The organism is Nonomuraea mangrovi, from assembly GCF_042681425.1.
GTDB lineage: Bacteria > Actinomycetota > Actinomycetes > Streptosporangiales > Streptosporangiaceae > Nonomuraea > Nonomuraea mangrovi.
In genome coordinates, this window is sequence record NZ_JBHUFV010000055.1 from 92,121 (window position 1) to 103,962 (window position 11,842).

General features: G+C 70.6%; 12 protein-coding genes. 5 read left to right on the forward strand and 7 right to left on the reverse strand.

Annotated elements, in window-relative coordinates; genetic code table 11:
- Positions 1-19: 19 nt before the first annotated feature.
- From ACFSKW_RS37280 to ACFSKW_RS37290, 3 genes are read left to right on the forward strand one after another with little or no spacing between them, the layout of a single operon-like run.
- Positions 20-640 carry an HD domain-containing protein gene (locus ACFSKW_RS37280; RefSeq protein WP_379578049.1) on the forward strand — a complete coding sequence of 207 codons (621 nt, stop codon included), beginning with the start codon at positions 20-22 and terminating at the stop codon, positions 638-640.
- A 30-nt stretch (positions 641-670) separates the two neighbouring features.
- Complete coding sequence (locus tag ACFSKW_RS37285; protein WP_379578051.1) at positions 671-1,555, forward strand: Rieske (2Fe-2S) protein; 885 nt, start codon at positions 671-673, stop codon at positions 1,553-1,555.
- A gap of 29 nt (positions 1,556-1,584) precedes the next feature.
- Positions 1,585-2,403: an NAD(P)H-binding protein gene (locus ACFSKW_RS37290; protein ID WP_379578053.1), complete on the forward strand. Its 819-nt coding sequence runs from the start codon at positions 1,585-1,587 to the stop codon at positions 2,401-2,403.
- Here the strand turns inward: ACFSKW_RS37290 and ACFSKW_RS37295 are convergent.
- The 4 genes from ACFSKW_RS37295 to ACFSKW_RS37310 all read right to left on the reverse strand — a co-directional run bounded on the left by ACFSKW_RS37295 (position 2,382) and on the right by ACFSKW_RS37310 (position 5,377).
- On the reverse strand, positions 2,382-2,630 hold the full coding sequence (locus ACFSKW_RS37295; protein WP_358128851.1) for a hypothetical protein: 249 nt from the start codon (positions 2,628-2,630) through the stop codon (positions 2,382-2,384). The genes ACFSKW_RS37290 and ACFSKW_RS37295 overlap by 22 nt on opposite strands.
- Positions 2,631-2,659: 29 nt before the next feature.
- Positions 2,660-3,415 carry a sulfite exporter TauE/SafE family protein gene (locus ACFSKW_RS37300; RefSeq protein WP_379578055.1) on the reverse strand — a complete coding sequence of 252 codons (756 nt, stop codon included), beginning with the start codon at positions 3,413-3,415 and terminating at the stop codon, positions 2,660-2,662.
- 161 nt (positions 3,416-3,576) lie between these two features.
- A complete protein-coding gene (locus ACFSKW_RS37305; RefSeq protein WP_379578057.1) occupies positions 3,577-4,506 on the reverse strand; it encodes an SPFH domain-containing protein in 930 nt (309 codons plus the stop codon).
- A gap of 82 nt (positions 4,507-4,588) precedes the next feature.
- Complete coding sequence (locus ACFSKW_RS37310) at positions 4,589-5,377, reverse strand: ABC transporter ATP-binding protein (RefSeq protein WP_379578059.1); 789 nt, start codon at positions 5,375-5,377, stop codon at positions 4,589-4,591.
- 67 nt (positions 5,378-5,444) lie between these two features.
- Between ACFSKW_RS37310 and ACFSKW_RS37315 the strand changes: the two genes are divergently transcribed.
- Positions 5,445-6,155 (forward strand): hypothetical protein, encoded by a 711-nt coding sequence (locus tag ACFSKW_RS37315; RefSeq protein WP_379578061.1) that lies wholly within the window; start codon positions 5,445-5,447, stop codon positions 6,153-6,155.
- Positions 6,156-6,210: 55 nt separating this feature from the next.
- Here the strand turns inward: ACFSKW_RS37315 and ACFSKW_RS37320 are convergent, their stop codons facing one another.
- Positions 6,211-9,093 carry a protein kinase domain-containing protein gene (locus ACFSKW_RS37320; protein ID WP_379578063.1) on the reverse strand — a complete coding sequence of 961 codons (2,883 nt, stop codon included), beginning with the start codon at positions 9,091-9,093 and terminating at the stop codon, positions 6,211-6,213.
- A 192-nt stretch (positions 9,094-9,285) separates the two neighbouring features.
- Here ACFSKW_RS37320 and ACFSKW_RS37325 point away from each other — a divergent pair, with 192 nt between their 5' ends.
- A complete protein-coding gene (locus tag ACFSKW_RS37325) occupies positions 9,286-9,945 on the forward strand; it encodes a hypothetical protein (protein WP_379578065.1) in 660 nt (219 codons plus the stop codon).
- Between the two features lie 161 nt (positions 9,946-10,106).
- Here the strand turns inward: ACFSKW_RS37325 and ACFSKW_RS37330 are convergent, their stop codons facing one another.
- Both ACFSKW_RS37330 and ACFSKW_RS37335 read right to left on the reverse strand, forming a co-directional pair.
- Positions 10,107-10,712 (reverse strand): response regulator, encoded by a 606-nt coding sequence (locus tag ACFSKW_RS37330; protein WP_379578067.1) that lies wholly within the window; start codon positions 10,710-10,712, stop codon positions 10,107-10,109.
- On the reverse strand, positions 10,709-11,824 hold the full coding sequence (locus tag ACFSKW_RS37335) for a GAF domain-containing sensor histidine kinase (RefSeq protein ID WP_379578069.1): 1,116 nt from the start codon (positions 11,822-11,824) through the stop codon (positions 10,709-10,711). Before ACFSKW_RS37335 ends, ACFSKW_RS37330 begins: the two co-directional genes overlap by 4 nt.
- Positions 11,825-11,842 lie beyond the last annotated feature (18 nt).

Sequence of the window (11,842 nt, forward strand, 5' to 3'; positions counted from 1 at the left end):
GTCGACGGACGCGTTGGTCATGCATAGGGTGTCGCGCGTGACTAGCGCCCCGGAAGAGGACCGACTGAACACCCAGATCGCCTTCGCCCTGGAGATCGACAAACTGAAGAGGGTGATCCGCCGCAACAGCCTCATGGACGGCTCGCGGCGGGAGAACGACGCCGAGCACTCCTGGTACGTCGGCATGCTGGCGATGATCCTGGGCGAGCACGCGCCGCCCGGCACGGACGTCCAGCGCGTGGTCGCCATGCTGCTCGTGCACGACCTGGTGGAGATCGACGCGGGCGACACGTTCATCTACGACGCGGCGGCGGTGGCGGCGCAGCTGGAGGCCGAGCGCGCCGCCGCCGACCGCATCTTCGCGCTGCTCCCCCCGGACCAGGCGACCCTCTTCAGGGAGCTGTGGGAGGAGTTCGAGGCGCGCGAGACGGTGGAGGCGCGATTCGCCAAGGCGCTCGACAGGTTCGCCCCGATCCTGGCCAACCATCACACCGAGGGTGGCACGTGGCCGCTGTTCAAGGTGCGGGCCGACCAGGTGCGCGAGAAAGTGAAGATCATCGAGGAGGGATCGGCCTCGCTGGGCGCCTACGCGTACGAACTGGTCGACCTCTCGGTCCGCAGAGGTCATCTGTCCGAGTGACCCCCTTACCGCTGGGGTAGGGGTTCGGTCGTGAAGGAGAAAGTCAGGCTGGCGGGACCGGTCGATCTCGCCGACAGGCTCGAGAAGAGCAGGTCGATGGACCGGCCGATCAGGATGCTGGCGAAAGCCGTACGCGAGAAGATCAGGCCGGGGACGTTCCGCGACTGGTTGCACGGCGTGCCCACGGGCAAGCCGCTCCATCCGCCGCTGGCGACCGTGACACTCGGCTGCTGGGTGTCGGCGACCCTGCTCGACTTCGCGAAGACCGACCCGCGCGCCGCGCGGACCCTGATCGCCGCGGGGATCGGAGGGGCGCTGCCGACGGCCGCCGCCGGGATCACCGACTGGTCCTCGCTGCACCTCGAGCAGCAGCGGGTGGGGTTCGTCCACATGCTGGTGAACCTGACCGCGGTGAGCCTGTTCTCCGGATCGCTGCTGCTCAGGCTGGCGGGGCGGGAGGGCGGCGGCAAGGCGCTGTCGCTCGTGGGGCTCGGCGCGGCCGCCGTCGGCGGCTACCTCGGCGGCCACCTGGCCTACCGGCAGGCGGCGGGCGCCAACCACGCCGAGCAGGTCGCGCACCTGGTCCCGCTCGGCTGGCACGACCTGTGCCAGCTCGACGACCTGCCCCAGGGCAGGCCCGTGGCCCGCAGGCTCGGTTACATCCAGCTGTTCGTCATGCGTCACGGCGACGGTGTGACCGTGCTCGCCGACCAGTGCTCGCATCTGGCGGGCCCGCTTCACCAGGGCAGGATCGTGATGAAGAACGGCGTGCCGTGCGTCGTCTGCCCCTGGCACGGCAGCACCTTCCGGTTGACCGACGGCTCGGTCAAGCACGGCCCCGCCACCGCGCCCGCGCCCACCTTCGAGACCCGCGTACGGCAGGACGGCACCATCCAGGTGCGCCCCTTGACTTAAACCTTCGTTCAACTTTTACGGTCGTTCTCATGATTCTCGTCACCGGAGCGACCGGCAACGTCGGCCGCCACGCAGTCAACCTGCTCGTCGCCGAAGGCGCCCAGGTCAGGGCATTCGTCAGGAACCCGGCCAAGGCCTCCTTCCCCGAGGGGGTGGAGGTCGTCAAGGGTGACCTCACCGACCCCTCTTCACTGGCCGCAGCCCTCGAAGGGGTCGACAGGGTCCTGCTCATCTGGCCCGGCTTCGCCGCCGAGACGGCGGCCAAGGTGGTCGACCTCGTCGCCGAGCACGCGCGCGGCGTCGTCTACCTGTCGGCGAACCTTCCCGAGGACTCCACGATGTTCCACAAGGACGTCGAGCGCCTCATCCAGGCGTCACCGCTGGAGTGGACGTTCCTGCGGCCCGGCGGTTTCGCGTCCAACACGCTCGGCTGGGCCGAGCAGGTCCGCGAGGGCACGGTCAGGTGGGTGCACGGCGCGGCGGCCCGCTCGCTGATCCACGAGGCCGACATCGCCGCCGTCGCGGTGAAGGCGTTGCTGTCGGACGATCTCGTCGGGCAGGCTCCCGTGCTGAGCGGGCCCGCCACGATCACCCAGGCCGAGCAGGTGCGGATCATCGGCTCGGCCGTGGGACGCGAGGTGCGGTGGGAGGAGTTGCCGCCCGAGGAGGCGGTGGCGCAGATGGCGGCCGCGTGGGGCGATCCCGTGCTGGCACGGGAGGCCGTCTCCGCCTGGGGGAGTTTCGTCACCGCTCCCGAGGAGGTCACGGACACGGTGGAGCGGCTGACGGGCCGCCCCGCGAGGTCATTCGCGGAGTGGGCCGCCGATCACGCGGCCGACTTCCGCTGACCCGCTGGACGGGGTGCGTCGGCGGGGTGCTCGACGAGGGCGAGGATCCTGCTGGACATGAAGCGCGCGGTGCGTACGGCCGTGCCGCTTCTTGTCACCTCGCTGACCTCGACCAGGCCCCGTCTGGTGGCGACTTCGACGCGCCTGCCCGCTTTGGTGGCGATCACTTCGTAGGTGCGCGGGGTGCCTCCCGCGTCGATCACGATCTCGACCCGATCACCCTTCATGCCCTGATTTATACCCGTTTAGCTGGGATTTATCCGTACACCAGTTTGATGATGGCGACGATTCCCACGCACACGATGAACCCGCGCAGCACCGGAGCGGGCAACCGGCGACCCACCTTCGCGCCCAGGAAACCGCCCAGCGTCGCGCCGAGCGCCACCATCAGCACCGCCCACCAGTCCACCGGCGCGATGATCGTGAACAGCACGGCCGCCGTGGCGTTGACGATCAGCGACAGGACGTTCTTCGCGGCGTTGACCCGCTGCAGGTCCTCGGTCAGGAAGGCGCCGAGCAGACCGATGAGCAGCACGCCCTGGGCGGCGCCGAAGTAGCCGCCGTAGACCCCCGCGCCGAACACCCCCAGCCACAGCATCGGGCCGCCGTCGGGGTGGGCGTGCTCCCGGCGCGCGGCCAGCCAGCCGTTCAACTTGGGCTGCAGGACGACCAGCACGCAGGCGATCGCGATCAGGACGGGGACGACGACCTTGAAGACGTCAGGGTCGAGGACCAGCAGGAGCAGGCCGCCGACCAGGGAACCGAGCGCCGAGCCCATGCCCAGCTTGACCAGACGGTCACGCTGGCCCTTGAGCTCGGCGCGGTAGCCGTACGCGCCGGTGAAGGAGCCGGGAACGAGGCCGATATTGTTCGACACGTTGGCCGTGACGGGGTCGACGCCTACGGCCACCAGCGTGGGAAAGGTGATCAGCGACCCCGATCCGACGACGGCGTTGATGGCTCCGGCTGCGACTCCGGCCGCGCAGATCGCGACCGCTTCCCACGGCGTCACGTCCCGCCCCTTTCGTATTCCGTATGCACTGCCGCCAGAGCCTAGACGTAGGCCCTCATCTGCCCTGCTCCGGGGTCGGCACTCATCGGCACGTGGCGAGGCGGGCGGCCGTCGGAAGGGGCGTACCGGGCACCCTGGCGCGGCGGCTCGCGGGGGGTGGATTACTCCTGCGTGTCCTTGGTGTCCTTCGTGCCGCCGAACAGGCCGCCGAGATTCTCCAGGGCCTTCCCCATCTCGGAAGGCACGATCCACAGCTTGTTGGCGTCGCCCTTGGCGATCTCCGGCAGCATCTGCAGGTACTGGTAGGCCAGCAGCCGCTCGTCAGGCTTGCCCTCGTGGATCGCCCTGAACACCATCCCGATCGCGTCCGCCTGGCCCTTGGCTCGCATCGCCGCGGCCTCCGCCTCGGCCTGAGCCCGCAGGACCGCCGCCTCCGCCTCGCCCCTGGCCCTGAGCACCGCCGCCTGCTTCTCGCCCTCGGCCGTCAGGATCGCCGCCTGCTTCTGCCCCTCCGCCGTCAGCACCGCGGCCCGCTTGTCCCGGTCGGCCCGCATCTGCTTCTCCATCGAGTCCTGGATCGACGCGGGCGGGTCGATCGCCTTCAGCTCGACGCGGTTGACCCTGATCCCCCACTTGCCCGTCGCCTCGTCGAGCACCCCGCGCAGCTCGGTGTTGATCTCCTCGCGGGAGGTGAGCGTCCGCTCCAGGTCCATCCCGCCGACGACGTTGCGCAGCGTCGTGACCGTCAGCTGCTCGACGCCGACGAGGAAGTTCGCGATCTCGTAGGTGGCCGCCTTCGGGTTGGTCACCTGGAAGTAGATGACCGTGTCGATGGAGACCACGAGGTTGTCGGAGGTGATGACCGGCTGCGGAGGGAACGACACGACCTGCTCCCGCAGGTCGATCATCTCCTTGATCCTGTCGATGAACGGCACGACGAGGTTGAGCCCAGGGGCGAGCGTGCGATGGTAGCGGCCGAGCCGTTCGATGATCGCCGCAGTGGCCTGCGGGATGATCCGGACCGTCCTCGCCAGCGCGAACCCCACCACCGCGACCACGACAAGCGCGACGATCAGCTGCTCGGTGCCCATGGCCACACTCCGAGAGTCGTAGGTCCGGCTCCCGAAGATGATATTTGGTTTTCCCTTGTAGCAGCCGTTATCCGTACAAATGCTATTGAGGCCTGGCGTACCAGCGGCCGTGGGAGTTGCGCTCCAGGACCAGCGGCACCCCGAACGTCCGCGAGAGGTTGTCGGCGGTCATCACATGCTCGATCGGCCCCTGGGTGACGACCGAGCCGTGGCGCAGCAGCATCGCGTGGGTGAACCCGGAGGGAATCTCCTCCACGTGGTGCGTGACCAGCACCATCGTGGGCGAACGGTAGTCGCCGGCCAGGGTCCCGAGCCGCCGTACGAGATCCTCGCGCCCGCCCAGGTCGAGCCCCGCGGCGGGCTCGTCGAGCAGCAGCAGTTCGGGGTCCGGCATGAGGGCGCGGGCGATCTGGACGCGCTTGCGCTCACCCTCCGACAGCGTGCCGAAACGCCGCCTGATCAGGTGCGCGACGCCCATCATGTCGATCAGCTCGACCGCACGGGTGACGTCGTGGGAGTCGTACTCCTCCGTCCAGCGGCCCAGGATCGCGTAGGACGCGGTCAGCACCAGGTCGATGACCTTCTCCTCGGCCGGCACCTTCTCCGCCAGCGCCGAACTGGCCAGACCGATGCGCGGACGAAGGTCGAACACGTCGGTCTGCCCGATGCGCTCGCCCAGCACCTCGACCGCGCCCTCGCTGGGGAACAGCAACGTGGCGGCGACCTGCAGCAGCGTCGTCTTGCCCGCGCCGTTCGGTCCGATGACGACCCAGCGCTCGTCCTCGTTGACCGCCCAGTCGATGCCGCGTATCAGGGCCGCCCCGTCCCGCCGGACACCCACGTCCTGGAGCCGCAGCACCTGACCACCCATCGCTGATACCTCCCTATGGACCGCTCGGGGACCAACCTATTGCAGGGCGAGCGCATATCGTGGACCGGTGCGCCCTCAAACGCCTATCTCACCGTCGCTCGTCGCGTGGGGCAACGCCTGGCTGACCGGACATGTCGGCCTCGACGAGGCCGCCGACCAGGTCGAGAAGTTGTCAGGACCGGTCGTCGTCGGTTCGCTGCCGCTGCGCCGCTATCTTGCCGAGCTACGAGTCGACGGTCTCACCGAACTCCGTCTCGCGCTGCCCGCTCCCGGTGATCCGCTGGGACTTTCCGGGCCAACGGCCTTCAACGCGGCCGCGGTGGAGGCGGGAGAGGCGGCGATCGCCGTGCTGAAGGATCGGGTCGTCGGGCTCGTGCCCGCGCAGGACCTGCGCGGCTCGTCCTACGTGGGGGTGCGGCTCGCCGTCCACGAGTCGGGGCCGCCGCGGGCCGACCTGCCGTCGCTGGCGGAGGCCGAGCGGGAGCTGACCGGCGCCATGCGGGAGGCCACCGAGGCGCTGGCGGGCGTGCAGGGTCCGCTGCAGGGACATCCAGGTCAGCTGCCCGGCGGGGGCGAGCTGGCGCCCGGGTACCCGCCGCGCGCCCACCGGGTGTCGGCGCTGGCCGCCCGCCTGTCGACGGCGCTGCGCATGGCCGACGAGCGGGGGCTGACGTCCGCGCAGATCGCCGCCCGAGCGGTGGCGCTCCGCTCGCTCGACGCGGCCGTCCGCCGCGCGCTCGTCTCCGCCCACCACGCCGTCTTCGAGCCCCGGTCCTAGAGCTCAGCCGTACGGCAGGCACCCGCCCCGGGGATTCCGCGGGCGGCGTCGGGCGTTACGGGGCCGAACCGAAGCGCCAGATCTTGATGCGCTTGTCCTTGCCCGCCGACACCACCGCGGGAGCGCCCTCCACCGTGGCGACCGCGACCGAGTACACCCCGCCCCCGTGCGCCTTCACCGAGCGGCCCAGGGCCTTCTGGCTCTCGGGGTCCCACAGGCGGATCGTCCCGTCGGTGCTGCCCGACGCCAGCACCGCCTTGCCGTCAACCGAGCCGAACGACAGCGAGTACACGTTGCTCGAGTGCCCCGACATGGGCTTGCCGATCGAGCGGCCCGTCTTCGGGTCCCAGAGGCGGATCTTCTCATCCTTTCCGCCCGAGGCCACCACGGCCTTGCCGTCCACCTGGCCCACCGCGACGGAGAACACCGCCTTGCTGTGGCCCTTGTACGTCTTGCCGTACGCCTTGCGCTTGGCCAGGTCCCACACCCGCAGCGTCTTGTCCTCGCTCGCCGAGACGACCACGGGGCGGTCGCCCACGCGGCCGACGCTCAGCCAGTTGACGTCCTTGGCGTGCGCCTTGACCGAGCCGATCTGCTTGCGCTTCTTCACGTCCCAGAACCGCAGCATGCCGTCGCCGTCGCCGGTGACCGCGACGTACTTGCCGCCCACCTTGCCCACCGCGACCGCGAACACCGCGATCGGATGCCTGCCGAGGACCGTGCCCTTGCGGGTCTTGAGGTTCCACAGGCGGACCGTGTGGTCGTAGCCCCCGGTCACGGCCATCGGCGTGGAGCCGACGGTCACGCAGGCGACCGCGTAGATGTCGTTGTCGTGGCCGCGCAGCTTGTTGACGGTGGTGCGCTTGACGGGATCCCAGACGCGCAGCACGCCGTCCTGCCCGCCGGACACGAACCGCAGACCGTCCCCGATCTTGATCGCCGACAGCGACTGGACGGCTTCGCTGTGGCCGGACAGCGACTTGCCGTCCTGCTTGCCGAGCGCGGGAAGCGCCACGGGCGGCCCGGTGGGCGCGACCGTCGGGGCAGGGGTCGGCGGAGCGGAACCCGTCGGCGAGACGGACACCGACGCCGAAGGGGAGGCGGAAGGAGAGGCCTGCGCCGTGGGTGTCCCGTTGGCGAGCGGGCTCGGCGACGGATCCACCGGACCCTCGAACGCGCGCGGCACGAACAGCAGGACGCCCGCCGCCAGCGCGAGCGCCACGACCAGCGCGCCGCCGACCATCACCGCTCTGCGGCGGCGCGACGAGTCCTCCGCGCGCTGCTCCTCGGGCCTGGTCTCCCTGAAGAACGCGTCGTTGTCGTTGTCGCGCGCGGGCGAGGCCTTACCCTGCGCTCCCGCTCTCCCGCCGGCCCCCGCTCGCTGGGAGCCGGCGTCGGGCGAGCCCGCGCCGGGGAGGCCACCGCCCCCGTGCGGAGGGGTACCGCCGTGCGGAGGGGTACCGCCTGGCGCCGGGGCCGGGTACGGCGAGCCAGGCCCGGACCCACCGGCATACGGCGGGCCCTGGCGCGGCGGCTCCTGGCTCTGAAGCCCCTGCGGCCGGCTTCCCTGCTGCGGGCCTCCCTGCTGGGGGCCTCCCTGCTGCGGGAGGCCCTCGCGAGGCGGCCCCTGGTGCAGCGGCCTCGGGGGAACGCCGCCCTGATAGGAGGGGCCTTGGTGTGGCGGGTGGTCCTGGTGGGAGGGGCCCGGCTGGGGCGGTACGAAGGCCTGTGGCGGCGGTCCATACGGCTGGCCGTACGGCGGGGCGGGCGGCTGCGGCGGAACGTACGGCGTACCCGAGGGGTTGGCCCACCCGCCGGGGTAGGAGTCCGACGGGCTCACCCACCCGCCGGGGGTGGACTGCGCGGGGATCGGGTTGACCGGGGGCCGGCCGTACGGGCCTTCCTGCGCCCCGCCCGGGCTCGGGGGAGCCGGATGAGGCGGACCCTCGATCGGGTGCCGGCCCTGACCCGCCTGCGGCAGGCCCGCGGCAGGCGCGTCGGCGGCGGGTTCCTGCGGCTTCGCCCAGCCGTCGGGCAGGGAGTCGAACAGCCCCTGAGGCGTCACCTCCTCGGCCGCCACCTGCGACCCCGTGGTCATCGCCACCTCGGCGTCCCGCTCGGCAGCCGCGCCCTGGTTCTCCAGCAGCGAGAACAGCGCTTCGGCCGCGGAGGGCCGCTCCTCCGCCCGCTTGCTCAGGCACGCCTGCACCAGCGGCCGCAGGCTGTCGGGGAACGCCGACAGGTCGGGCTCGTCGTTCATCACGCGGTAGATGACCGCGGGCAGGCTGTCCTGGCCGAACGCCGGCGCGCCGGTGGCCGCGTACGTCATCGTCAGGGCCCAGCTGAACAGGTCGCTCGCGGGCCCGACCCGCTCACCCGAGATCTGCTCGGGGGACATGTAGGCGGGCGTGCCCACGACCCCGCTGCTGAGCGTCATCGACGAGTCGAGCGCCCTGGCGATGCCGAAGTCGATCACTCGTGGGCCGTCGGGGCCCAGCAGCACGTTGCTCGGCTTGAAGTCACGATGGACGATTCCGGCGCGGTGGATGGCCGCGAGCGCGGTGACCGTACCGACGGCCAGGCGGTAGAGGGCGCCGCCCGAGCGAGGGCCGTCCATCTGCACGACGCGCTGGAGAGAGACGCCCTCTACCAGCTCGCTGACGATGTACGGCAGCTCGCCGTCCATGTTCGCGCCGAGCACCTGTGCGGTGCAGAACTGCGCCACCCGCCTGGCGGCCGCGACCTCGCGCATGAACCGTTCGGCGTCGATGCCGGGGGCGTCGAGCCTGGTGTTGAGGAGCTTGATCGCGACCAGTTCGCCGTCAGGACCCTCGGCCTTGTAGACGATCCCCTGCGCGCCCTTGCCCAGCCGCCCGAGCAACCGGTACTGGCCCAGCTCGGCTGGGTCTCCTGGCTGTAACGGGTGCTTGTCAGGCACCTGAGCCCTCCCCCTCGTGCGATTCCCCCCAGTCGCAAGAGTGACCGGCTCACTGCACAGTGTGCAAGCAACGTCATATCACGATAGATCATCACTCTTTGCGAAATCTTTGCTCTGGGCAATAATCGCCTAGAGAATGGGGGATTTCCAGTTCCGTTAGGGGGGAGCTGCACGATGCGCCGAGCAGTCGGCATGTTCTTAGGGCTTGGCCTGATCGCGCCACTGGCCCCACTTGCCGCGGCGGCACCCGCGGCGGCGGCGGTCGCGCCCTTGGCCGGCCCTGTGGTGGCGGCGGCCAAGAAGGATCCATTCTCCAAGTTCAGCGTGAGCGTCTCGTACAACAAGGCGACGAAGCGCGGCGGCAAGATCACGTACTACATCAAGGCCAAGAACCTCGGGCCCTACGACGCCGACTACTTCGGCATCGGCGGCTTCGTGCCCAAGGGCGTCGTGCCGACGCTGAAGTGGGGCGGCCCGAAGGGCACCCAGTGCGTCTGGGAAGGTCAGGTCTTCCTGTGCATGCCGCGGTACCAGGTACCGGTGGGCGGCACGACCTGGCTCAACTTCCAGCTGACCCTGAAGAAGGACACCAAGGGGTCGGCCAACGCCAAGCTCGGCGTGGTGGCCTACGACCTGCCCACCGGCGCGGAGGACCTCGACCAGGAGGAACTCGCCCGGATGGGCCTCAAGGGCCACCTGTACATGAAGAACACCAGGACGAAGATCGTCTGGCCGCAGAAGAAGCGGCGCACGGGTAGCGGGACCTACACGCCTCCCCCGCCGCCTCCGCCGCCGAAGTGGAACCCGCCGTCCCCGACGCGGGTGGAGCGGAACGAGAAGAAGGACACCTGACGCCTTTCGGGGGCTTCGCGCGGTTGTGAAACCCGGTCGAAGACCCCCGACGGCACCGGCCCCCGGACAAGCACACCTGTCCGGGGGCCCAGGTCTTTTCGGGGACACACCGCCCGGGGGCCGCCGCCCATCCGGGGATACCAGGATCGGAGGGTGACGGTTCAGGCCAGGCCGTGGCGGACGGCGTAGAGGGCGGCTTGGGTGCGGTCCTGGACGCCGAGCTTCATCAGCACGTTCGACACATGCGTCTTGACCGTCTTCTCCGCCACCGCCAGATCCCGGGCGATCTCCTTGTTCGACCGGCCTGCGGCGATCAGCCGGAGCACCTCCCGCTCCCGTTCCGTCAGCGGGACCGGCGCGGCCTCGGCCGCCATCATCGCCGAGGCCGCCTCGGGAGCCAGCAGCACCTGCCCGCCGTGTACCGCCCGCACCGCCTGGACGAGCGCGTTCGGGTCGACGTCCTTGTAGAGGAACCCGGCCGCCCCCGCCCGCATCGCGGGCCCCACGTCGGACCGGTCGCTCACCGAGGTCAGCACGAGGATCCTGGTCGGGGAGCCGCCGAGCCGTTCGAGCGTGCCGAGGCCGTCGAGGACGGGCATCTTGAGGTCCAGCAGCAGCACGTCGGGACGGAGCGCCTCCACCAGGGAGACCGCCTCCTCCCCGTCCCCCGCCTCGCCGACGACGGTGATGTCGTCCTGCAGGTCGAGGAAGGTGCGCAGGCCCTGCCGTACGACCGGATGATCGTCAGCGATCAGCACCTGGATCACACGCCCACCTCCATGCGCACCACCGTGCCCTGTCCCGGCACGGACGTCACGGTCACCTTGCCGCCGACGGATTCGGCGCGGTCGCCCATCGACACCAGCCCGAGCCCCCGCAGCTGCTCGGAGTCGTCGAACCCTACGCCCTCGTCGCGCACCAGGAGCGCCAGCTTGCCTGACGCGTACGTGAGCCTGACCTCGACCCGTTCGGCGTAGGAGTGGCGCAGCGCGTTGTGGAGCGCCTCCTGGGCCACGCGCAGGACGGCCACCTCGACCTCGGCGGGCAGCGGAGGCAGCTCGTCGCCCACGAAGGTCACCTGGCACGGCTGGAGCCTGTCGAGCAGCCGTACGTGCTTGCGCAGCGTCTCGGCGAGGCCGTGCCTGTCGAGCTCGGCGGGCCGCAGCTCCACGATGACGGCGCGCAGCTCGGCCAGCGCCTCTCCGGCCAGGCGCTGGACGCGGTCGAGCTCGACGGCGGCGCGGGCCGGGTCGACGGGCAGCAGGGCGTTGGCGGCCTGCGCGGTCAGCCGGAGCGAGAACAGCTTCTGGGTGACCGCGTCGTGCAGCTCGCGGGCCATCCTGTTGCGTTCCTCGAGCATGGCCAGCTCGCGCCCCCGCTCGTAGAGGCGGGCGTTGGTCAGCGCGAGCGCGGCGTGCGCCGCGAACATCGTCAGCAGCTTCTCGTCGTCCTCGGTGAACCCGCCCTGCACCTTCTTGTTGGCCAGGAAGATGATGCCGAGCACCTCGCCGCCGTCGAGGATCGGCACGCCGAGGAAGTCACGCATGACGGGGTGGGCCTTGGGCCAGTACTCGAACCTGGAGTCCTTCGTCAGGTCGGGCAGGCGGACGGGGACCCCCTCGCGGAGCATCGCGCCGAGCATGCCATGCTGGCGGGGCAGCGGCCCGATGGCCTCCCACTGCTTGTCGGTGATCCCCTCGGCGACGAACTCGGCGAAGGAGCCGTCCTCGTCGGGCACGCCGAGCGCCGCGTATCTGGCGTTGAGCAGCTGCTGCGCCGAGCGGACGATGACCTGCAGGACCTCGCGCACCGACAGGTGCCGGGTGACGGCCAGGACGGCCGAGCTCACCGCTCGCAGGATGTCGGATTCGGGGCTCACGGGCCTCAGCCTACGGTC